We start from the raw sequence: 22,981 nt of genomic DNA, 5'->3' as shown, positions 1-22,981 counted from the left end.
CTTCAAATGGAGTGAACGAGAAATCCTTGGAAGAGATTTTGCGGCTATAGGGATAGAGGATGATGTGGCATTCGAAGGAATGAAATTTCGCCAGCCAATCCAAATGATCGATCTCCACGTCGTATACGTGAGGCAGTTCCGGATTCTTTTTCAAGCGGATGATTTTTTGTATCATTTTATCTTTCTCGTTTGAACCGAAAAATAGTTTGGAAATAAGATGTTCGCCATGAATTTTACACCTTTTCAGGGAAGACTAAAACGATTCGATTTATTAACGCATGTTACACAATTCCATCCCCTCGCCTTCTGGGCTGATCTTTACCCACAAGTCGGAGGGATAAATCAAGGGTAGAAACAACCTTGCCCTTACCACCCCCTAATCCTCCAGAGGGCGAGGGAACAAGAATTTCGTAACATGAGATAATCATTCATCCTCGCAGCCTTAGAATTTGCAAAACGCTCTGGGCGCGATGGGCGTAAGTATGCTCCCTTAAAATTCGTTTCCGCCCGCATTGCCGAATTTCATCGAGGGCGCTGACATTAGCCAAATTACGCCTTGCGGTTTCGACGGCTTCCTCTTCCGAATGAAAGGTTAGCATTTCTTTTCCCGGCTGCAATAATCCGCGATCCGCGTCCTCCACCCAATCGCCGAGAACCACGCTTCCCGCCATCGAAGCGTCGAAATCGCGGGGATTGAGGCAGGTGGGGCATTGATGGCTATGGATATTCAGGCTGAGGCGAGCGGAAGCGTAGCAATCCGCCAAGTCGCCGCTGGCAATGAATCCGCCGTAACGGTATTGGTAAGATGAGGGCAGTTCCGCCAGCCACGAATCCGGCCCGAAGATTTTCAAGCCGAGGGGCAGAAGCGCTAAAACAATGCGTTTGCGTTTGTAATAAGTGGCGGCGTTATAGAGGAAATATTCCGCCATCGCCGGTTCGGTTCGAAAGCCTTTTTGCGTCGTGGCGCAGAAAGCGCGAGCGGCGGCGGCGAGCGCTTGGCGGTCGTCCGCACGGGGATCGAGCCGCTGAAAATGAGCGTTGAACGATAGCGAATAGTCGCGGCTGCGTTCCTGCTCCACGCGCTGGATCATCTCACGGCAAACGAGCGGCAGCGGTTCGAGATAGGGACGGACATGGGGCAGGGAACCGACGTAGGAAATCGGAGCTGCGAATTCGGGACGCGCAGCGCCCGGCTTCTCGAACATGGCGGCGGGGGGCAGAAAATGGGCGTTTATAGTCCGCTGGGCGAGATGAGACAGATAAGTGCGGTCGATGCAGAGAACGTAATCGTTGGGCGGCAATGGTTCTATGTTTTTTTCGTCTTCGTAGAGAGCCGTATCGTCGACCATCCAGCAGACGCGGGGGCGCTGGAAGGATTGGACGGCCTGCGGCGCAATCCCGATGTCTTGCAAGAGGTCGCCCGGCGGCGTGTTGATGGCGAAGATTAAATCGGGAATTTTTTCGAAGAGATGTCCTACGACGCGAAAATTCGTCGTGAAGCTTTGATCGAATGGATCGAGCGACGCGTCTAGGCCGCATTGGGAGAATCCCCGCATGAAGGCCTGCGCCAGCGGGAAATGGATATAGGCCTCGCGAGGCGCGCAACACCACGCCGAACGCGGCGGCGCCTCCAGCGGCTGGGCCATGCTTTCCAGAAAATGCTCCGCGACAGTTTCGAAGCGGGCGGAATATTCCCCAATGGCTTGGGCGGATTCTTTGCCCTCGGCGATATAGCGCGACGCCTCTTCCGCATCGGCGGGCAGAAGGCCCAAGGCGTAGGCGTATTCGTTTGGCGGCAGCAGATAAATGTATTCTTCGTGTATAAACCTAACCATGCGCCGCCAGGCATTGTTTCCGCCAAAGAGAAAAAGCCGCTGGTTTCGAAAAATTTCATCCAATGAAAATAGAGATAGAAAAGCCGCCCAACGCAGGGGGTTAGATTCGAAGACGGCGAAGGCGGCTCGGGGATGCAGATCCAGAAGCTCATGGCCATGAAGAACGGCGTGACCAACGCCGATCCCGGCGAGAATCTGCAGACGCACGCCGCGCTGCAAGTTGCCTTCAACAACGAGACGTTGGCGCTTGAGCATATGTTCCGCCTGTTCAGGAGGGAAAAATATCCGCGCGCCGCGAGTTTCCTTTATTCGGACGCCGCGCAAGGCATCCCCATCCTCCAATATTTCCAAATCGTCCATATAAGGCCGCAGGTCGCCGATCTCTTCGAACAGCCCTGGACGCCAGCGCTTCATCTCGTCGAGGTTCTCGATGAAGTTTCGATGATGTTTTTCGGATAAAGGAAGCCAGGTCATAAGGTTTCCTTTTGGCGGATGGGCGGCGCTTGCAGGCCGATCTCGCCACAAACCCAATCGATCCAACGTTGATAGGTCCAATCCCGCAGGGTGCGAAGACGGGCGCGTTCGCGGATTTCGTCCGCCTCTTGAGGATGCGCCAGATAATAGCGGACGCGCTCCGCGAACTCCGATTCCGTGCGATAGTATATCATTTCCGAATCCGGTTCGTAGTAAACGCCGAATTCCGGGCCGTCGCTGATTTGAAATCCACCCATGCCCGCCGCATTGAAGAAGCGCATATTGGGGCCGGTAACATGGCCGACGGAATGGATATTGACGAAGATATGCCCGTGGGAAAAGATTTTCGGCTCGTCGCGCAACGGCAAATGGCCGCGCAGACAGCCGCGCAAAGGGGAATCAGGCGGCAGATAGTTCGCCCAATCGCCGCCGAAGAGAACCAATCCCAACGGAGCGATGCGCTCCAGCAACCGGCGGCGGCGGGCGGCGGAACCCTGGCAAAGCAAATAACGGAAGACGGCGTATTCCTCTTCCAACCCGCCGATTTGCGGCGGCGGTTCGGCGCTCATGGTTTGATAAAGATTGATATCGGGATCGAATGCGCTCAATGCAGTTTCCGCTCTTTTAATATAGTCCAGCAGGCCGTCGCGTCCCCGCCAGCGGTTGAAAAATTCCGACGCCGCTTGGGGCGAGAGGCCGAGCGAATTGCCTACGAAGACGATAGGAAACTGCCGGTTAGTAGGCATAGGACGCGGAGAGGCGTAATCCGCCATCAACGGCGCGAAGAAGGGATGGGGCGCCCCGCGACGGGCGAAGATAGAGATCAGATGACGGTCGATCAACGCCGTATGTTCTGCGTGATAAAACTCCGTATCGTAATAGGCGATATTGGAAACGGTTTGCAGCCAGACGGCGCCAGACGCTGCAAAGAGATCGCGCTGCGCCAGTTGATGGCCGTGATAGCCGTAACTAACGATCAAATCGGGCCGAGTTTTTTCCAGCGCGTCGAGCAGGCGCGGCTCCATCAGCCGCCGGTATTCGTCGCCCTGCCCTTCGATGCGGTAGCGGTTGAAGGGCAGGACGGCGCTTTTGACGCCGCGGGCTTGCAAAGCGCGGTGAATCGCTTGGATGTGAGCTTCTCCCGGCGCGCCTGGCCAGCAATTGAGCAGCAGAACGCGCTCGATGGTTCGCCCCGATTCATGAGAGACTGGATTCATGGAAGCGAGGACGGCGAAGCGTTGGGCGCGGGCTATTTCGCATTCTTTTCGATAATGCTCCTCAAATTCGCCTTCGCTTATCTCCGCGATTTCCGGAGAGCGATAGAGGGAAACGTTTTCATATTCCCAAAGATGGAAGGGGCGGATGGCCTCGATCAATCCCTTGACGCTCATCTCCCCTACGACGAAATGAAGCCGTCCTGTATCGAGCGCCGTCCGCGCATCCAGCAGCGTCAGATAGGCGCGGATACGCGCGGCGGAAGGTTCGACGGCTACGACGCGTAGAGAGGAATCGCTTAGTATGGCGGGGATGATTTCCGCAATGGCGTATCCAGCGGCGGAGCCCGCCAGGATGACGAGCGAGGCGCCCTTGATCGCGCTTTGAATTTTCTCCCGAATCCGTTCCAATTCTTTGGCGGAATTCTCGCCGCCGAAGATCCATTGCGGCGGATCCGCGTCTGTGCGGCAACGGATTAAACCCTCCTGGTTCTGAAAAAGCAGCGCTTCGGACGCCAAGGCGTTTTGCGCGAGTTGATGCAATTCGGGAATCATGAATTCCAAATAGGAAAGATTCTGCTGAAGCTGGGGCGTGAGCAATTTTCCCAGCGGGACCCAAATCTCGGACAAAAGCGCTCATCCTTTCTTATAGTTTGAGGCGGGTGGCAAGGGCAAGGCTTTATCCGCCCTTGAATTTGTGCGATAGATTCACGGTTTCCGGCGATTGAGAAACAGCATAACATTATTTGTCGTACCGCCGGCGGCGGCGAAGTCGGACAGGCCGTCTCCGTTTACATCGCCAACAGCGAAGCCTTGAACGGCGACGCTATGGCTGACGGCGCTGCGTTTCCAATCTCCATCGGCGAAATCGTAAAGATAAATCGCATAGCCTTCGCCCCGATATCCAGCGATGATTTCATCATCGCCGTCACCGTCGAAATCGGCGCAGGCCAGGGCGTGGCCGCCAACGAAGGAATCGTCGATTCTCTGGCGCGGCCAGGCTTCTTTTTCTTTGCTATCAACCGGAATATAAACCGCCAATTCGTTTCCATGCCAGGGATCGATAGTCGCCAGGAAAGGTTTCCCATCGCGGAATTTCCCCAATGCGACTTCGCTGGATCCAGAGCGTCCGCCGTTCGCTGGTTTTCCGGCGCAAACCAGACGTTTTTGCAGAGCGTTATCTTTTCCCTTGCCGAAAAAGCAAAACACCGTTACGCCTTCAAGACTGGCGGTCAGAATATCTTCGCGTTCATCGCGGTCGAAATCGGCGATGGCGAGGCCGTGGAGCAAGCGCAAAGAAGCGTCGAGCGTCCGCATTTCCCAGGGAGATTCCTTCAAATTAGAGGGGATGGCGTAAGCGAGCAGACGCACCGGCGCTTGGTCGAAATTGGGGCCGGAAGCGCCCTTTCCCGCCACGGGGGCGTTAATCAATTCCTTGCGTCCGTCGCCGTCCAGGTCTATCCAGCGCAATCGATGCGCCGTCGGTTCGGCGTGGATAGGATGAACTTCCCAAGGAGCGTCGATGTCGGGACGGCGATGCAGCCAACTGACGATTCCGCCTTTCGCGGTATCATTGAGATTGAATTCCGAAGCCAGCGCCATTTCCAAGCCGCCGTCTCCGTCCAGGTCGTAGAGGGCGAAATCGATGTGATTCTTGGTTTCTTGGCTCGTGATGATGCGGCGCTTCCAGGAAGGATTTTCATACCAAGCGGCGAATGAGTTTCCTCCTTCCCCCACGGCGGCGATGTCGGGACGCCCGTCGTTATTGATATCGGCGATAGCTGTTTGATAAGCTCTGGGCAGCGCGCCGTCAATGAGGATGGATTCAAAAGGAACTTCTCCCATGGCGTTGCGGTTGTTCGTGATGGTGAATAGAACATACGCGAATAGGATGGGAAAATAGAATCTTTTCATGGCGCCGCCTCCGAAAAATGCTATTCCGTCTGCTGGCCGGACTCAATACTTTCTCTTTCAGCATATACAATTTGTTTGAATTTTGCTATTCTTTTTTTTCCTGACTTCGCACTTGCAACACCCTAGATTTCGTGAATGGCTTCGAAAAGGATTTTTTGATCCTGATCCATATTCAAGATAAGGCCCTTTTTTTCTTGTGATTCGGGAAGGAGGTATTGCAATTCGTAAATGGTATGCGTCAATTCCATTTTAGACTTGCAACAACCAAATTACAATGTTTTCAGAATCCTAATCCCTTAGAAATCAAACCATTAAATTATCATGACCAATTTGGTGCGAAGTCAGGAATGAAGAAATAGGCAATAAGATCGTTATGAAATCCCGCGATATATCAACATCCAACAAGAATAACTCGATAGAGAATCCCAACCTCGCCAAAACATCTCTTCCCGCAAATATCCCCCATTCATTCCCTCTGCTCAAGAAAAAGAATATACTTAATAAAACAATCGATTCTATTGGTGTTGGTTTAATGAAAAAATGACAATCCTGCAAAAAGTATTGATGATGCAATCGGGTGACTACCTATTGTGGTGCAGGCATATTGCCTGCGGTATATCTTGTGCAGGCTTGAAGCCCACACCACAAAAAAAAGACTTTTTGCCGTTCCGTCAAAAATGGATGGATTTTGTTGAATATGTAATGATTAGATGCTTTGAATTTGGGCTATATTGATTGCAAATAGTAAACCGGAGTTTTAAGGAGTTCGATAGTAAGTCGATCAGAACATCTAAAAGCAAGGGGAGCAGCTCTATTTAGTGGAAAACCCGAATAGAGATTCTGCAATCATCGTTAATTGGGCCGCCATATTTCGAAATTACTGTTCGCTGTTTCCATCGGACTCTTCTTCTTGAGCGAGTCGGCGTTGATCTATCGCGTATGGATGAGAGAAAAGGAAATTCTCCCTTTTTTCGATCCGAATATCGAAGCCTTGGGATTGGAAAGTTCGATTTATACGTGGGGACAAGGCGCAGCGGGTACGCCGCAATTGGAAATCCTAGAGGATGATGAGATTCCAGGCCAACGATTGCTTTCGATTGCGAAAAAATCCGGCGGCGGGTGGTCGGGAGTTAGTAAGAGTATTTTCAAAAAGAATTTTTTAACCGCTCGCGATACGGTAGTTTTCCAAATTAGAAACAATGGGCCTCCATTGACATTTCCCGTTATGTTCGCCGAGGCGGAAACACCCGCCAATCCTATTCCGGAAAATTGGCAGCAAGTAATTCATTTGGAATCCAATATCTGGCAGACAATCAATCTTCCGTTATCAATATTTACCTTAAATCGAAATTATTTCCCCAAAGGGAAACCAGGAAACGAACAGTTCGATATACCGGAGGTCAAGGAATTTCTCTTTGTCTTTCCGCCAGACCAAGATATCCATTTAAGTTTAGATGGTATTCAATTCGCGCAACCCCTTTTTTTGCGGATTTTGGCGTTGGGAATGATACTGTCTTTATCATGGTGGTGTTTGCTGCTTTATTTTTTCGCGCGGGATCGGATGACGATTACCAATCGGAAATTTTGGCCGGAATGGGCTAAATTCTGCATTTATCAAGCCGCCATCGCCGTCTTGTTAAGCGCAAAAGCGAATATCGACGCCGTTGTTTTCATCATGATATTCGCTGTTCTGGAATCCGTGTTTTATTTGTACGAACGCGGCTCTTCCGCCGTCAAGAAATATGTCTCCTTCTCTAGTCCCGCATTGGTTTGTTTATTCATCGGTTTTTATAATCCGCGACTCCTGATTCTACCGGTATTATGCGCCGCTCACATGATTCGGATATCGGTATGGAACGATCGGCGCGACGCGGCGGCGCAATTCGTTTACTATGCGCTGTTGCTGCTATTTCTTCGATATGGAATCGATGTTGGGATCGATTATCCAGCGGCGGCGGCGGGTGTTCCCCTCATGGCGGGTTACTTGGGTTTCGCCCTTCTGCAAAAAAAATACGATCTCATTGAAGACAAACAACGAAGCGTACAACAGTTCATCGAGCAGCATATCCAGTATTCGCAGCGGCTGGAGGCGATAAGCCGATTGGCGGGAGGGGCGGCTCACGAGTTCAACAATCTCCTGACGGGCGTGATCGGCAATCTGACGATGATTCAAAACCGGAACCATCAGGACATAACCAAATACGTCGAGAATTCCTTGAAAGCCGCCAACCGCGCTTCGGAACTGGTGAAAGAACTGCTGTATTTCAGCCGCATCTCCAAAATCAACCGCGAACCGGCGCAGATTAATCCCATCGTTACGGAGATCTACGAGTTATTCCGGCAAAACGTCCGGCCGGGCATAACCATCACGCTGAATCTATCGGACGGTCTGCCGGACGTATCCGTAGATTCCGTCCGTTTGAAAATCGTATTGATGAATATTCTCATGAACGCCAAAGACGCCATCGAAAAAACGTTGGCGCAGAATCCGTCATCACCGGGGCATATTCATGTAGAAACCGCCTTGGAGTCGATCGACCCCCAATTGGCGCAAATCAATACGGACATCAAAGCAGGGCCGCATGTCGTCATCGCCATCCAAGACGATGGGATCGGCATATCCAAAGACGATTTGAGCCGCATCTTCGATCCGTTCTATACAACGAAAGAAGTAGGGGAGGGAACCGGATTAAGCCTGGCTAGCGCGTTCGGTATTATTAAAGACCATCAAGGGTGGATCGACGTGGATAGCGAGCCTAACCAAGGCGCCCGTTGCCGCATCCATCTCCCAGCGGCGTGAATTCCTCGATCGGTGAAAAGAAAAGATCGGTGAGTTTTAGTTTGAGATAGATGCGCGCAAATGCCATTAGCGATAAGGCAGCGGCTCGCCGATACGCAGCAGATTCCCGTCTGGATCTTGCACGGCGAACGCCTTGAACCGAACTCCGCCGCCGTAGTCCGCATCCTTCAATGGATCCGCTATGCATTTAGGCCAAGCGCTCGCTTGCTCCCATAAAGATTCCACGCCGGCGACGGCGACGAACGCGGCTCCAGCGTTTTTCGGAACTCCGTAGGGACCGGGACAACTCAAGTGCAAATAGACATCGTCGCGGCGCATGACTATGTAAGAGGGCGGCTCGCCATTGCTATAGTCAAGTGAAAAGCCCAAGACGCCTTCGTAGAACTCTTTCGAACGCGCAACATCCGAGGAAAAGAAATGCGGCGCGATGTGATTGAAACGAAGCGCAACCATACCTGGAACCTCAAGGGAGCCGCCATCGAGGTGGCAATCCAACGATCTTATCGGCAAGCATAAACTATACGGTTCGAGCTGTCAAATAATTTAAATTCGAGTATCCATATTCATAAATGCGCTTTATTGTTTAGACGCAGCGGTTTGATGCGCGATTAGATCTATCCTCATTTGGGATAATCCAAAAATTGAGAATAAAAAATTAAGAATTATCCGTTGAAAGTGGTTTTGAATCCGGTATAGTGAAGATCGTTTGATCTAGCGAATGAATACTAGAGAAACACGTACAAAGAAGGAGGAGAAGACCGTGAAAGTTTTTTTGCGAATTTTAATTGCCGTAATTCTATCGCTCAGTTTCCAACAATGTGGATGGTGCTCCAACATCGCATTACTCATACCGACTACCCTGTTTTTGATGGGGGAGGATCCCATCAACTATCCCGAAGACAAAGAATTTCTTCTGGAAACCATGGCCGATATGGAACCTGGTTTGCAATGGCTGGTTCTTCATTTGGAAAAGGATCTGGGGCATCTGGTCAATATCTACAACTCCGCCAGCGACGTCCCCGCCGATGTACAAGCGGCCAATGATTTGATTTTTATCTCGGAAGCGTTAGGCTCCGGTTCCATCGCCGCGGATTACAAAAATTCAAAAAAACCGGTTATCTGCACGGAATTTTATTTGTTGGACGATATGGGTTTGACTAACGGCCAGTCCTCCTTCACCGGAGGGGCTTCCAATTTGGATTCCACTATCAAGTTTGTGAATACGAATCATCCCATCGCCCAGGGGCTTCCCGCTGAGTTTATCGTCACCATCAATGATGAAGCTACGGGCAAACCGGCAGTGGCAACCTTTGGGACCGTGACCAATCCAGACCTCCTGCACGGAGTGGGCGAAGTACTGGCAGTGTTGCCGACATCAATCGATGAATCGGCTTCCGGCGCTGAACTTCCTGAAAATGTTCCGATTTTGATTGTCGTTGAAAAGGGGACTAGCCTTGATAATGGCGGAACAAGCCAGGCAAACTGGGTATTCCTTGGCTATTCCGACGTTAATCCAGTCGCCGATTACGGTGGAGTTCCAGGAACTCGAACCTTAGCTCTGTTGAACGCCAACGGCGTCAAATTGCTCGATAATGTCGTCGCTTGGGCATTTGGGCAGCTGACCAGCGTCGATCAGTGGACGATTTTTTGAAAACAGCTGCCTCGTAAATTCTTCGCATTCTTGCCGAAGGGAAAGACGAGCCTGCCGCTCATCTTTCCCTGGAGTAATGCTTTTATGCAATTTCTAGCCATATACTGAAAACAGACTGTTTTGATTTCCCGATAATGGATCATAGATTCAAAGAGGAAAAGGGATATTTGGGCGGGATTTCGCTCGGAACCATCAACTGCATTTTCATGAATGTTCATCTCTATGAGCTTCGACGTAGGTACGCAAGACGGCGTTCATCCGGGTTTGATAGCCTGGCCCGCCTTTCTTGAAAAAAGCCACGATATCGGGATCGAGCCTGATATGGATGTCCATTTTCGATTCAGGCATAACTACTTTGGCGTCTTGCCAAAATGAGGGATCAACCAGTGGGGCGGCGTCAGGATCGTTCGAAACCGCCTCTTCTAACTCTTTATCCGTCATGGCGTCCAAACGCTTCCAGTCGGTTTCGCCGAAGTCGCCCCGGCGATGCGCCTGTTTGATTTCTTCCGAACTCATGCGGACGATTTTTTCTTTTTGCCGCTTCTCATTCATTTCTCCGCGACCTTCTCGCCGAAATGATCCGCCATCTTCCTTTCCGCATCGTGAAAACGACGGTGATACGTCTTCTTTCAAAAATTCCCGTTGCCAGCCATCGATCTTCATCGGCAGAGGGAGATTTTTTTGATCCTATGTTCCTATAAAAACACTCCCGCCGCCATTTTGAAGTCGATGCCATGCTTCTCTATGTTGGCGCGGTTTTTATTTTCGTCCCATTCGAATTCCTTAATTTATATGTACACGTTTTGTGGATACATGTCAAGAGTATTTTTTCTTAATCTATTATACCAATCTGCGTTAAAATTGCAGCTTATAAATTCCCTCGCCCTTTTAGAGAGGGTTAGGGAGAGGGAAATATAAGCCTAATAATATCAACCCTCACCTAACCTCTCCCAATCTTGGGAGAGGAATTTTGAAAACAACAATCTCAATGCATGTTGGTATTATATTATCAACCATCAATATTTTTTTGGTATACGCTCAACGAATAGCAATAAAATTATTTGCAGAAGCCATAAATTTTGGGGAGAAATTCGATATGATAACAAACAAAACGAAGAGGTAAGGATCGTGAACTATGAAGATTATACGATAGTAATCCGTCCTGACGGCATTGGCGCTTTCGTCGCCCATATTCCCGCCATTCCAGGTTGTCATGCGTTGGGAAAAACTCCTTTGGAAGCCCAAAAAGAACTGCAAAACGTATTCGAAATGATCTGGGACGAGATTCTGGAAGAAGAAAAGAACCATTCTACCCATTTGCGGGCGGGACGCCCGCGCTCCCACGCGTAAAATACGATTTATTGAAATATCGCCATAAACGCCCGCCAGGCCATGAAGGCGATGGATAGAATGCTTACCCATAGCGCAATATCATAGGCGCGCGACGGCTTCAATTCTTCGTAGGTGTAATAATAACGGAAGACGATTCCCTGCCAGGCGACGACTAGCAGGAAGAGGGAATTGATGATGCCCATGAAGACAATCAGGATGAGCAATTTTTGCACTGTCAAGTAAATCAATCCGCACACGGCGGGGAAAATCCAGGCCATGACGAAGATGGAAAGCAGGCGGCTTTTTCGATCTTCGACGTTGAACAGGCCGCAGACGGCGAACATGTCGGTCCACAAGCGAGAAAATCCCGCCGTATTGGCGAAGATGGTGGAGAAGAGCACCGTAAAAGCGCCGAGCATGAAAACGCCGCGGGCACCCGGCCCTAGCACTTCCGTGAAGATGCTGGAGAGTTGCAGGACGAATTCGTTGCCGTCGGCGAGTTTGGGCTGATTGCGCAGCACTGACGCTCCCAGGATGTAAAATGCGCAGGTGGCGAGAGTATAGACGATCAGCGAGGCGGCGGCGTCCACGTTCATGACGCGGATCCAGCCTTTAGCGCGCCGCGTCCATTCGGGCGAACCGTCGCGCGGGCCGGTCCAGGCGGCATAGCCCTTTTCGATGCACCAATAGGGATACATGCAGATTTCGCCGGAAGCGACGCCGGTGATGCCGAAAGCTGCTACGGCGAAGGGCATGGTTCCAGCGGGCAAGCGGAAAGAAAGTCCCTGTCCCAAATCAGCGAGAGAGAAAGCGTAAGGCGTCGTTTGGATCGACGCGACGCAATAGAGAATCGTCGATATGAAAATGAAGTTGAGCGCCGCCGCTACGAATTCCACCGGGCCGTATTGGCCATGAAATACCAGCAAAGAAAGCGTAATAGCGATGGCTATAATCCATACCCATAAAGGAATAGTGGGAAAAACATACGCCGCCACTTGCGCCGAACCACCCAGAACGCCCGCCTGTCCCGCGAAGGTGGCGATGAGAAAGAACAGCGTGACGATCATCGTCCAATGGACGCCTAAGAGTTTGAAGCCGGGCGAGGAATTCCAGGCTTGAAACGAGGGGCGTCCGTGGCTGATGCAATAGCGGCCGTATTCCAATTGCACCGCTACCTTGGCCAGGCATCCCAAAAGAATCACCCACAACAGAACGAAGCCCGCCTTGGCGCCCAGCGTTGTGGTCATAATCAATTCGCCGGAGCCGACGATGGACGCCGAGAGGATGAATCCCGGCCCCAAAAAGCGCAAGGACGAAAGTAGACTTTGCGGCGGTTCGCGGAAAGCGGGAATGGGCGGCTGGGCGTTGGCGGCGTTATCCATTTTTTCGATCAATCCTATTAGTAGGGTGGGCTAAAAGCGAAGCGTAGCCCACCACCATTCACTCCCCGCTTCTTTTTAAAAATTCATGCGGCGCAGTTCGATCAAATCGCCGCGGGAATCGAATTCCATTTCCCGCAATTCCGAAAGAGAAGCGATCTGCGGATGATTCCGCAATTCGGGAACCAAGGCTTCGGAGACTAGAATCCGTTCGATATCAAGCGTATTGCGAATGCGCAAGAGCCGCATCTGTTCCGGGCGCACGCTCTCGCCTATGGAGAGCATGACATGCTCCAATAGCTCGCGGCTATTATCGTAATACATAGGAATGGCGGCGTTGGGCGTGTTACGGGAGATGATGGCGTTGAGATAGGTCGCCATGCGGTCCATCTTATCTACAATGCGGCGATGGCAGAAATCGGTCAAGCCGATGCCGACGGCGTTTCCGTGCGAGTCGTCGGTTAAATCCAGCGCTACGATGCGGGTGATGTCGGGCTTCTCCTGCCAGACGGAATTGAGGCGGTAGCATCGTCCGGTGATGTTGGGATCGAGGCCGGTGCCGCTGATGTTTTTGCCGATTTCGTCGATGAGCAAAATATCCGCTTTCTCCACCGGCAGCGACGGCATTAGTTTTTTGGCTTCGGGAAGCAGGACTTTTTCCCGCTCCTCCATGCGCGAGGCGGGAACCCATTCCAAGCGGGCGGTTTCGTGATAAGCGTTTTCCAAAATGGCGACGCCGCCGAGCACTTTCCCCTGCGCCAGGACGACGCGAGCGATGGATCGAATCATCTCGCTGGAGGGAAAAAGATGGGTGCGGCTGTGGAAGGCGTTAGCGCCGTGAATCTTGCCGAGTCCGATGGCGATCATCTTCATGAGGCCGCTTTCGAAATCGCCGTGAAAATCCGTATGCGGCTTGATGCGGTTGATTAAGATTACGCCGTCCGCTTGCCAGGCGGAGCGGGCGATATACACGGGGACGCCATCGGGCGTTTCGCCTAAAGGGACAGTTTCGAGGGAGGCGTCCACAGGCGCGCCGATGCGATCGGAAGCAACGCCGTAATTCGCCAAGAGACCCGCCTGCCCCGCTTCCGTCCCGCCGCCATGCGAACCCATCGCGGGGATGACGAAGGGAATCGCGCCCGCCCGCTTCAAAGTTTCCACCGTATTTTTAACAATAGCGGCGATGGAAGAAATGCCGCGGCTGCCAACGGCGACGGCGATCTTTTTCCCTTGCAGGGGCAAAGTAGAGAATTCCGCCTCGGCGAAAGTCTGCGCCAGGGCGGCATCTGTGGATTGCACTTTCGTTCGATCGAATTGCTGAATGGCAACCGCCATTCGCGGAAATTGGGTCATGTTAAAAACTCCTAACAATGCTTGTCAAATCGTAGGATGGGTCGCATCGTTCAACCCATCAAATATTCTACTGTTTGATTGTTCTCGCTGATTTTATGAATATTAACGATTATATGGCTATACACGCCGACGCCCCAAGGGAAGCGAGAGTCGCGGCGTCGATATAAAGATAGTTTTCACCTATGAAACCTAAAAAATGAAGTTAATATTTGGCGGGGCGGCAAGGGCAAAGTCGTTTTTGCCCTTGAATTAAACTCAGATAAATCAAGGGCAGAAAATACCTTTCCCCTTGCCACCCGTCTTTTGTACCCAGTAATCAACCTCTCGTTTGGGCTTATCTCCCAGAGTATTATATACTTATGACTTTTGAGGTGGGGAACTTCGGATTAGAATATTTTTATTTTGTTCTTGTTTCAAAAGATGAGAGGATGCGCCTCCTGGCGAATCATTGGATCTATACGGTTCGGCGGGAGCCTCGCCCCAATGTCATTAAGTTAAGGTAACATTTCTCCTCCCCCAAGTTGGGGGAGGTTGGGAGGGGGTTGTCTAAGACTAATAATTTCAAGATGTTTTGCATTTATCTCTCTTTGATAAAAAAATGATCTAAACCTTAACTTAATGACATTGAGCCTCGCCCTCCCATTCATGATGTTGGCAAATGCCTCATATCAAACGGTAAACGGTATTATCTCCGCCCCTTTCTAACCGCCAAATCCCGGCCGCATCAGCTCTTCAAGAAAAACCGCGCTTCCCATTTCTGAGAAGCGCGGCCCCTGGATCTTATGCCCCGTATAGATTATTTAATCAATGAAATCGTATCTTTGATTTGTTCGACGGCGCAGCGCACTTTGGGATCGCGATCCATCTCTTTTTCGATCTTATTGCACGCGAAGAGCACGGTCGTATGGTCTTTATTGCCGAAGAAGGTTCCGATCTCCGGGAAAGAATGCTGCGTCAGTTTGCGGCTGAGAAACATGGCGATCTGGCGCGGCCGGGCGATGGAGCGGGAGCGGTTCTTACCGATGATGTCCGAAGGCTTGATATTAAAATAATCCGCCACTTTGCGCTGGATTTTTTCGATCGTGATCTCTTTGGCCGGACGGTCGAAGATCCCGCCTAATACTCTTCCCGCCGTCTCTACATCCAGGTTTTCGTTATTGAATTGGGCGAAGGCGGTTATTTTCGATAACGCGCCTTCCAGTTCCCGGATGGAAAAACGGATTTTACTGGCGACGAACTCCAGCACATCGTCGGGGATGTTCATATCCACCGTTTCGCATTTCTTGCGCAGAATGGCCATGCGCAATTCGAAATCGGGCGGGGCGATATCTACGATCAAGCCCCATTCGAACCGTGAACGCAGGCGCTCTTCGATGGTGGGGATATCCTTGGGCGGACGATCGCTGGAGATCACGATTTGTTTGCGGCGGTTGTGCAACGCGTTGAAAGTGTGGAAAAATTCTTCCTGGGTGGACTCTTTTCCCGCTAAAAATTGAATATCGTCGATTAGCAAGATATCCATATTGCGGAACGTCGATTGAAAAGAGAGACGATCGTTTTTCTTGATGGCGTCGATGAAGACATTGACGAATTGCTCCGCCGAAAGGTACGCCACCCGCTTTTGGGGATATTGCCGCAACGCTTCGTTTCCGATCGCCTGCATCAAATGCGTTTTTCCTAAACCAACTCCTCCATAAACGAAAAGCGGATTGTAGGATTGGGCGGGAGCTTTCGCCACCGCCTGCGCCGCCGCGTCGGCCATCTTATTGCAGGCGCCCACAACGTAGTTATCGAATGTGTAATTTCCATTGAGAGGCTCGAATTGAAGCGTCTTATCCTCAACGACAACTATTTTCTCGGACAATTCGTCCTCTACTTCATACCGCGAGATAGAATCCGTAATCCGGATTTCCACGCCGGCGCGGCAGTTCAATAGCGACGAAAAAATATCGCTGAGCATAGAGATATAATTTTTCTCGATGTATTCCCTTCGGTATCCGCTGGGGATTCCCAGGATGACATTGCCGTCAAAACAATCCAACACTCGCGCATCTTCAAACCAATCCTCAATTTCGTCTTCCGCGATTACCCCGCGCAGGGCGTTTTGGGCTTTGCGCCACAACGCGAGCTCGTCATTCGAGTTCGTCATTTTCATTGCAGATGACATTACAACCATGTCAAATATTCATCCTCCTTCCCAACCCGTTGTCAGCAGGTATGGGCATACAAACCTCAAATTTCACATTGCGAATACGTATCCATCCGAATCCCATTAACAAATACCCGCCGCGCTTGTCCTATTCCACAGGCTCCAATCCAAGATAAAAACGATCCCCGGCTCTTCCCAAAGACATCTAAATTCAACGCTAACAAACGATTATTTTCCGCCTTTCCCAAGGGCAAATTGGATACTAACAATTCATCCACAGGGATATCCACAGCTTATCAACAACACGTTGATTTTTATTATCTTATGATTCCCATTTCCTGTGAATAGTTTTACCATTTTCTGCCTTTTGGCGCAATACCATTCTTGATTTTCGCCGCTATCCCGCCCCCAATTCGGGCGAAGTTAACTCGACAAGAGAAAGAACGTTAGATAACCGTAAAATTTTTTTTTATTTTTTTTCTTTACTTTTGCCAATGCTTATAGTATCTACAGCCTAACCCATTCTTAACGATAAAGTTACTTACTTATTTCCAGCTTTACGCCTCATTTTTACTTGATAAGGTTTGAATAATCAATCAGATAGGAAATCGCCTAAAAAACATATACTTATTAACATCTATTTATCCTCCCATAAATCAAATACTTATGAGAATAAACCTGCATATTCCCGCCTTCCTATTCTTACGCCGCCTAAATAAATAAATTTTCGGAATCGCTAACCTCATTTTTCTGAAATCGTTCTCTCTTTATTGATGAGAAATACAGGCGGCGAGCATCGTTTACTCTGTTCCTGTATTTTCATTTATGATAATCTTCTTTCACGGAGCATGAATGCTGAAGATAGGCGTTCTCTTTTTAAATCATATCTTATTAAGTAAAATAATTTGAACGAGTTATCATACTATTTGTTTCAAAGAGAATATAAGTTTCGCCCGTCGATACGGGGTAATGAGTATACCCGCTTTTTCTCCGATTATTACTCCCAGCGACCGAAAACGCCGAAAGAATTACTTGAAATTGCTGGGATATAATGAAAACGGCGACAAAGAGAAGGCCCAAATCGCGTTTCTGGATGCGTTAATTGATTTTCAAAGCCATTTATGGGCCAGGGCGATGCTTTCTGGATTGGATTGAAAAGCGGGAGTATTCCTCAAGAAAACGACTATAAGATCATGTGGGTATTCACCAGCCGAGCGTTTATTTCCATCGTCTATTGCCGGGAAAATCCCGATATGCGCCTAGTGCGGGCGCGGGAGGCGGGCGCTATCAAAGAACTGTTTCCCGATGCGGAGATCGTCAAGGACGAGCAAGGGGATTACCGCTATTACGCCGTGATACCGGCCATTCACGTCGCCAGTACTTTGTCGAAATATATCTTCGAGATGAAATACGAAAGTTTGAAAAGTACGATCCCCAAGAAGAAAAAACGCTACCACGACGCCTGCATGAGCGTATGGGCGGTTATGTATGAAATGCAAGAATAAATGAAAACGGAAAATTCGTTCCCCCCAAAAAAAGAAAAATACGGGGCGGGCGTTTTGTTCGCCCCGTATTTATCGCGTAATCTACAAATGAGAGTTAGCTTCTTCCGCCGGCTCTGTTGATGGTAACAATGCCGCCGCCCGATTTCATCATGATGTCGCCGATGCTGACGATGCCGTTGGACGAATCGTAGGGAACGCCATAACGGATGCCATTGCTGCCGCCGTACATCTCTTTAGCGGCGGGACCAAAGGCCATCAGAATATAATCCCCTTTCTTCAACGGGGGATCGTAAGCGGTGCCGCCGTGGTCCTGTCCGTTGGGATTTGCGGGATCTTCATCAGCGTAATAATAAGCATCGTTTCCTTCGATGCCGAACCGCTCCGAATGTCCGCCGGATACAGCGGTTAGATTATTCGGAACAAAAGGATCTTGGGGAATGGCGCTCATATAGGAAATGGGGCTTGTCAAAGGCATCAAAACATGCGCCTGACGGCGTAAAGCTTCGCCTACATTACCAACGTTATTGAAGGTTTTCGCCATCCGATCCTGGCCCCAAGAGGTGTCGTCATCCCAAAAGTCGACAAGTAAAACGCCTTTGTCCAGACGCAGCTGCTCGATGCCGGTCATGGTGTTCTTCATGTCGGAATAGGAACGGGCGGTTTTGGCGCGGATCTGAGCGTTCAAGAAGTTCGGCACGGCGATCGCCGCCAGAATACCGATAATGGCTACGACAATGAGCAATTCGATAAGGGTAAAACCTGCCTTTTTCATTGTTTTTTCCTCCCATATAATCAATTATACAATAAAAAATCCAATGAAAAAATATTCTATTCATTATGCGGATCAATAATACCAACGTCAAGAGATTGATTGTAAATTATTGTCGAACCTAAGTTCAGGCTTGATACTAACGAGGCGAGCGGTAAAAAACCTTTAACGGGAAGCCTGTTCGGAGTAGGGAGTTACTACGCGGTATGTTCGGCTGAGTTGCTCGATTTCCTGCAAATATTCCGGCCGTTCGCCTTCTTCCACCATTTTACCGACAAGATTATAAATTTTTCGAAACGCCCAGTCCCGCGCGATATCATACGTGCCGTTATCGCGTTCGGGAACGGCGAGTTCGACGATCATCTCTTTACGTTCGTCAAATGCTTCACCCACCAAGCGCAATGCGATTTTTTTCTCGTCCCGCAGCCGTCCCCAGATTTTCAATTCGCCTTTCATGTACAAATCGGGAAGAACCTTGGGATAAACTTCTCTTTCATCCACCGTATCGAATGTCGCCGTTACTTTAAGCAGCACCGGATCCTCGATATATCCATACACGGATTCCATCACGGGAGGCAAGGCGTTGCGATCGCTCTCGAATGCCACCAATCCCCGGTTGCGAAACGCCAGCATATCCAAAAGATAACGGTTCAAATCCGATCCCGTGCCGACGCAGAAGATGGACGTGCTCGGTCCCCGGAAACGGGTAAGTTCGTTGATAATGCGGCGGCTATTGACCACGCCTACCGTAGGACGCCCGTCACTGTAAAGCAACACGATCAAAGGCCGCGCCCGCTCCGTCCCCAACTGCACTAGCGGATTCAAAGAGGAATAGATATCCGTCTTTCCCGACGCTTCCAGACGCCGCACGAAATATTCCGCCTGCTTCAGCGATTCTCCATTCACGGCGTCGAAATCCGCCGTGAAGCGCTTGACGGATTGCTTGAACCCGACGACGTTAAACCGGTCGCCGGGACGAAGCCGGGACATCATCTTGACGATTTCATCCTTGATAACGTCCAACCGGCGGTTTCCCATGCTGCGGGAAGCGTCCAGAACGAAAAGCACATCTTTAGGCAATACCCGCAACCGTTCATCCGCCGTCGTGGGGCGGATGCGAATCATAAAATAGCCGTCGCCGCCTATATGGCGATAGGTGAACAATTCCACGCTGACCAAATCGTCGAAACGGATATAGCGATCTTTTATCTCTTCCTTGGCTTCTTCTTCGTTTTGCAATTCCGCTGGGCCGGGGCTTTCGCGCATCAGGTTGGGAGAAGGCAGAATCTCGTTCACCGGCGGGAGTTCGATTGGAGGCTCGGAAACGTTCAAATCAGGCGCAGGCGGCGCGAGGTCCGCTCGCGGATTCGCTTTGAACTCGCGGGCGACGGCCGGTTCGGAGTCCATCGCCGGCGGCGGAAGATCGGCCATGATCCGGCTGCCGGCGCCGCCTCCCCGGCCCGCCAGAGCGATGCGCTGAGGAGCAGCGACATTCGTCAGCGGCTTTTCATCGACCGTATCCGCCAAATGATCGATGGCGCGATCGCTGGCCTTGGACGTTATCAGATTTCTCGCCGTCCGGTCGTTGACGAATTGCTCTTCATCCGTTTGATCTCCCCAGGCGGGAAGAGCATTGGCGTCCGGCGCCGCAGCCAGGGCGGCGATTTCCGGCTCCGCCGAGCGGGAAGGCAAGTCTGAAAGGGCGGCGATGTTTTGCTGCAAGATTCTCTCCCGCTCTTCTCTCAGCGTCAACTGGGTGGGGCGGGAGACGAAATTCAAGGATTCCAGATTTTCGAGTTTCACGCGGAAAAGCGTCTCCACGTTCTCTTCCGCCTGGCGGATATCGGACACCCTCCACGAGAGCGAACCCATGACGAACGCCGCATGAAGCAATACAGAAAACGCCAGCGCCGCCAGCCAAAGGCGGTCCCATCCTTTTTTCGCCGCCGGAGAAAAATCGGCGGCGTAATATGTCCATCGGCGTGCGGCGCGAATCATGAGGTTATATCTATCAATATTGTCATTCGTTCTTCTTCATAGCCGCCCCGAATTCCTCGTCCGCTTTCTTGCGCCACGGGGAATCCGGGTAGCGTTCGCAGAGTTCATTATACATCTTTTGCGCTGAATCTTTTTCCTCCAGCGACGAATGGGCGCGGATAGATCGGTACATCGCTTCCGGCGTATAACGCGGGTGGTCGTAAATGATGGCCACCCGCAGGTAGGATTCCAATCCTTCCTTGGTCTTTCCCATCTTCTCCAAAAGCCGTCCCCGGTCCAAATAAAGCGAAGCGGCGAAGACGGGATCGGGATCGCCTAGCCGGTTCAATTCCATGAGGCTTTTTTCCAATAGATCCAACGCTTCCTTGGATTTCTCCAATCCTTCCAACGCCATGCCCTGGCTCCAGAATATTTCCGGCTTGAACAGGCTTTCGGGAAAACGCTTGAGGAAATCCTCCGCGTTTTGATTCGCTTCCTTCCATTTCTTCAATGCTATTAGTTGATTGCCCTTGGCGATCAGGGCGCGTTCCTGAAAGGAATCCTGGGGAAAGACGGACAAGACGCGCTCAGCGGTCGCCAGCGCTTCTTCATGCTTCTCCTTTTCGTCCGCGAAAAAAATCATCCAGAAAATCACTTCGGCGGGAATTTGATTTCCTTTTTCGCCGCCCAAAATATTCTGGAATCCGGCATAGGCGGCTTCGAATTTCTTCTCCTTGTAATCGCAGAGCGACTTGCGCAGCAGCGCCTCGTCACGATTGGGAAAAGAGGGATAATTTTCCAGAAGAACGCCATACTTCTCGGAGGCTTTTACACGATCCTTTTGCAATTCGTAAATATACGCCTGCCAGTAGAGGGCTTCGGGCTTCCTCTTCTCCTCCTCGGTTTTGGCGAGCAACTCGTCGAACGCCGCCAGGGCTTCGTCGTACTTTTTCAATTGATACAGCGCCAATCCCTTGCGGTATAAGACCTCCTGTAGCGCTTTCGATTCGGGATAGGCTTTCAACAATCGGTCGGCGTTCTCGACGGCCTTGGCGTAATTCTTGGCGGCGAAGCGAGCGTTGCTCGCCCATAACAGCGCTTCTTCGGCGCGGGAAGCGGAAGGATAGTCCCGATAGTAGGACTCAAACGCCTCTCCGGCCTCGTCGTACCGTTCTTTGCGGTACAGCAGGTCCGCCAGGAGATATAGCGATTCCTCCGCATACTCGCCTTGGGCATTGATCTTCCGAACCAGATCCAATTCCAAAATGGCGTTGTCGAAGTCTTGTTGCTGGGCGCAGCTCTGCCCCAACAGAAAATGAACGTTGCCCATCGCGGAAGGATCGCCTCCCTGCTGCAGGATGCGCTTGCATTCCGCGGCGGCGGCTTCGTATTTTTGGGAAAGATAATAGGACCAGGCGAGTTGATACCAAGCCCGGTCGCGGTATTCTCCCGCTTTGGGATCGGCGATTACTTCGCGGAAATAGAGGATGGCGTCGTCGTATAATTTTTGTTGATAGGAACACGTTCCCTGCAGGAAGATGATGCCGATGGCCAAATCAGCGGGTAGCGACTGCCGTTGCAGCGTATCGGCGATTTGCAGCGCCTTCTCGTAATTCTTCTGCCGGTATTCCGCCCAGGCCGCTCCATATTTGGCCTTGGCCGTATTCTCGCTGCCGGGATTGGCGGAGACGAACGCTTCATACGCTTTGGACGCCTCGTCGAATTTATCCAGTTGATAAAGCATCTGTGCGGAGAGCAGTTTGGAATCCTCCACCAGCGAGGAGCCTTCGGGGATTTTGTACTTGCCGGGATTCTCCCAGAAATCGGTCAGCAGATCGGCGGCTTCCTGGGAGCGTTCAGTTTTGCCTAAAACGTCGGCGAGCAGAAAGGTGGAGAGGGCGGCGAATTCGCCTTTGGGAAACGAATCGCGAATCTGGCGGTAGCGGTTTTCCGCTTCCTTCCATTCCTTCAGGTTTTCATGGCTGCGTCCGGCGTAAAAGAGAGCGGCTTCGAGCAGGGTGTTCTCCTTGCTCTCTTTGACGACTCGGTTCAAAGCTTCCAGCGCGCCTTTGGCGTCGCCGATTTTGTAGGAGACCTCGCCCAGGCGCAATTGCGCCTCGTGAATCCGGCTTCCTTGGGGATAATCCCGCACCCATTGCTGAAAAGCGCCGCGCGCTTCGACCAGAAAGATTTTCGCTTGCAGCGGATCGGTCTTATTCCATTTCGCCGCGTGCTGGTACAACGACTCGCCGCGCCGGAACAAGGCGGCCTCTTTTTGCTTGCTTAGAGGATATTGGCGCAGAAAATCGGCGTATTGCCGGGCGGCGCTGTCGAACATTCCCCGCTGATACAACCCATCGGCGAAATCCAGGTCCTGCCGCTCCTGCCCCGGTGCGGACGCTTCCGCCGTTGCGTTCTGCGCTCCCCAAACGCTCACGGGAAAAACGCCGCTCCCTGCGGCGGCTGCAGCGAGAATATAGGCGAATAGTCTTTTCATCCCGAATCCCGTCCTATCCCGAAAGCCTCTTTTCCATCGGCGCCGCGATCTCGGACGATTATAACACAGAGGCTCCCTTTATAGTAGACGCCGTTCTTACCCGGAAAAGACCGCTCCCCTACTCATCGATTA

At 51.1% G+C, this 22,981-nt stretch carries 16 protein-coding genes; 4 read left to right on the top strand and 12 right to left on the bottom strand.

Annotated features, from left to right (window positions below):
* Nucleotides 1-428: 428 nt before the first annotated feature.
* The 3 genes from AB1656_04265 to AB1656_04255 form a co-directional block, all read right to left on the bottom strand.
* Nucleotides 429-2,309, bottom strand: a complete 1,881-nt coding sequence (locus AB1656_04265) for a glycosyltransferase (protein ID MEW6234578.1) — start codon at nt 2,307-2,309, stop codon at nt 429-431.
* Complete coding sequence (locus tag AB1656_04260) at nt 2,306-4,153, bottom strand: glycosyltransferase (GenBank protein ID MEW6234577.1); 1,848 nt, start codon at nt 4,151-4,153, stop codon at nt 2,306-2,308. Before AB1656_04260 ends, AB1656_04265 begins: the two co-directional genes overlap by 4 nt.
* Nucleotides 4,154-4,231: 78 nt before the next feature.
* A complete protein-coding gene (locus AB1656_04255; GenBank protein ID MEW6234576.1) occupies nt 4,232-5,437 on the bottom strand; it encodes a VCBS repeat-containing protein in 1,206 nt (401 codons plus the stop codon).
* A gap of 856 nt (nt 5,438-6,293) precedes the next feature.
* Between AB1656_04255 and AB1656_04250 the strand changes: the two genes are divergently transcribed.
* Nucleotides 6,294-8,237, top strand: coding sequence for an ATP-binding protein (locus AB1656_04250; protein MEW6234575.1), 1,944 nt, complete (start codon nt 6,294-6,296; stop codon nt 8,235-8,237).
* A gap of 66 nt (nt 8,238-8,303) precedes the next feature.
* Here the strand turns inward: AB1656_04250 and AB1656_04245 are convergent, their stop codons facing one another.
* Nucleotides 8,304-8,690, bottom strand: coding sequence for a glyoxalase superfamily protein (locus AB1656_04245; protein ID MEW6234574.1), 387 nt, complete (start codon nt 8,688-8,690; stop codon nt 8,304-8,306).
* 307 nt (nt 8,691-8,997) lie between these two features.
* Between AB1656_04245 and AB1656_04240 the strand changes: the two genes are divergently transcribed.
* Entirely contained in the window at nt 8,998-9,888 is an 891-nt protein-coding gene (locus AB1656_04240) for a hypothetical protein (protein ID MEW6234573.1), read from the top strand.
* A 204-nt stretch (nt 9,889-10,092) separates the two neighbouring features.
* On the opposite strand, the gene AB1656_04235 is transcribed toward AB1656_04240, so the two are convergent.
* Nucleotides 10,093-10,440 (bottom strand): BrnA antitoxin family protein, encoded by a 348-nt coding sequence (locus tag AB1656_04235; GenBank protein ID MEW6234572.1) that lies wholly within the window; start codon nt 10,438-10,440, stop codon nt 10,093-10,095.
* Nucleotides 10,433-10,624 (bottom strand): BrnT family toxin, encoded by a 192-nt coding sequence (locus AB1656_04230; protein MEW6234571.1) that lies wholly within the window; start codon nt 10,622-10,624, stop codon nt 10,433-10,435. Before AB1656_04230 ends, AB1656_04235 begins: the two co-directional genes overlap by 8 nt.
* 389 nt (nt 10,625-11,013) lie before the next feature.
* Here AB1656_04230 and AB1656_04225 point away from each other — a divergent pair, with 389 nt between their 5' ends.
* Entirely contained in the window at nt 11,014-11,238 is a 225-nt protein-coding gene (locus AB1656_04225; protein ID MEW6234570.1) for a type II toxin-antitoxin system HicB family antitoxin, read from the top strand.
* Between the two features lie 8 nt (nt 11,239-11,246).
* On the opposite strand, the gene AB1656_04220 is transcribed toward AB1656_04225, so the two are convergent.
* The 3 genes from AB1656_04220 to dnaA form a co-directional block, all read right to left on the bottom strand.
* A complete protein-coding gene (locus tag AB1656_04220; protein MEW6234569.1) occupies nt 11,247-12,602 on the bottom strand; it encodes an Nramp family divalent metal transporter in 1,356 nt (451 codons plus the stop codon).
* A 75-nt stretch (nt 12,603-12,677) separates the two neighbouring features.
* Nucleotides 12,678-13,952 carry a lactate racemase domain-containing protein gene (locus tag AB1656_04215; protein MEW6234568.1) on the bottom strand — a complete coding sequence of 425 codons (1,275 nt, stop codon included), beginning with the start codon at nt 13,950-13,952 and terminating at the stop codon, nt 12,678-12,680.
* Nucleotides 13,953-14,748: 796 nt separating this feature from the next.
* Complete coding sequence (gene dnaA / locus AB1656_04210) at nt 14,749-16,101, bottom strand: chromosomal replication initiator protein DnaA (protein MEW6234567.1); 1,353 nt, start codon at nt 16,099-16,101, stop codon at nt 14,749-14,751.
* Nucleotides 16,102-17,222: 1,121 nt separating this feature from the next.
* Between dnaA and AB1656_04205 the strand changes: the two genes are divergently transcribed.
* Entirely contained in the window at nt 17,223-17,606 is a 384-nt protein-coding gene (locus AB1656_04205; protein MEW6234566.1) for a hypothetical protein, read from the top strand.
* A 94-nt stretch (nt 17,607-17,700) separates the two neighbouring features.
* Here the strand turns inward: AB1656_04205 and AB1656_04200 are convergent, their stop codons facing one another.
* The 3 genes from AB1656_04200 to AB1656_04190 all read right to left on the bottom strand — a co-directional run bounded on the left by AB1656_04200 (nt 17,701) and on the right by AB1656_04190 (nt 22,849).
* Nucleotides 17,701-18,378 carry a prepilin-type N-terminal cleavage/methylation domain-containing protein gene (locus tag AB1656_04200; GenBank protein MEW6234565.1) on the bottom strand — a complete coding sequence of 226 codons (678 nt, stop codon included), beginning with the start codon at nt 18,376-18,378 and terminating at the stop codon, nt 17,701-17,703.
* A 162-nt stretch (nt 18,379-18,540) separates the two neighbouring features.
* Complete coding sequence (locus AB1656_04195) at nt 18,541-20,373, bottom strand: VWA domain-containing protein (GenBank protein MEW6234564.1); 1,833 nt, start codon at nt 20,371-20,373, stop codon at nt 18,541-18,543.
* A gap of 22 nt (nt 20,374-20,395) precedes the next feature.
* The gene (locus tag AB1656_04190; GenBank protein MEW6234563.1) at nt 20,396-22,849 is read right to left on the bottom strand and encodes a tetratricopeptide repeat protein; all 2,454 of its coding nucleotides are present in this window, start codon (nt 22,847-22,849) and stop codon (nt 20,396-20,398) included.
* Nucleotides 22,850-22,981 lie beyond the last annotated feature (132 nt).

The organism is Candidatus Omnitrophota bacterium, from assembly GCA_040755155.1.
GTDB lineage: Bacteria > Hinthialibacterota > Hinthialibacteria > Hinthialibacterales > Hinthialibacteraceae > JBFMBP01.
Note: the sequence above shows the minus strand (reverse complement) of the source record. Positions and strands in the feature narration are given on the sequence as shown.

Bases quoted from the DNA above. Each gene is read 5' to 3' on its own strand.
- AB1656_04190 (MEW6234563.1), bottom strand. From the start codon at position 22,849: ATGAAAAGACTATTCGCCTATATTCTCGCTGCAGCCGCCGCAGGGAGC.
- AB1656_04230 (MEW6234571.1), bottom strand. From the start codon at position 10,624: ATGGCATCGACTTCAAAATGGCGGCGGGAGTGTTTTTATAGGAACATA.
- dnaA (MEW6234567.1), bottom strand. From the start codon at position 16,101: ATGACGAACTCGAATGACGAGCTCGCGTTGTGGCGCAAAGCCCAAAAC.
- AB1656_04265 (MEW6234578.1), bottom strand. From the start codon at position 2,309: ATGACCTGGCTTCCTTTATCCGAAAAACATCATCGAAACTTCATCGAG.
- AB1656_04245 (MEW6234574.1), bottom strand. From the start codon at position 8,690: ATGGTTGCGCTTCGTTTCAATCACATCGCGCCGCATTTCTTTTCCTCG.
- AB1656_04215 (MEW6234568.1), bottom strand. From the start codon at position 13,952: ATGACCCAATTTCCGCGAATGGCGGTTGCCATTCAGCAATTCGATCGA.
- AB1656_04235 (MEW6234572.1), bottom strand. From the start codon at position 10,440: ATGAATGAGAAGCGGCAAAAAGAAAAAATCGTCCGCATGAGTTCGGAA.
- AB1656_04205 (MEW6234566.1), top strand. From the start codon at position 17,223: ATGGGCCAGGGCGATGCTTTCTGGATTGGATTGAAAAGCGGGAGTATT.
- AB1656_04220 (MEW6234569.1), bottom strand. From the start codon at position 12,602: ATGGATAACGCCGCCAACGCCCAGCCGCCCATTCCCGCTTTCCGCGAA.
- AB1656_04195 (MEW6234564.1), bottom strand. From the start codon at position 20,373: ATGATTCGCGCCGCACGCCGATGGACATATTACGCCGCCGATTTTTCT.
- AB1656_04200 (MEW6234565.1), bottom strand. From the start codon at position 18,378: ATGAAAAAGGCAGGTTTTACCCTTATCGAATTGCTCATTGTCGTAGCC.
- AB1656_04255 (MEW6234576.1), bottom strand. From the start codon at position 5,437: ATGAAAAGATTCTATTTTCCCATCCTATTCGCGTATGTTCTATTCACC.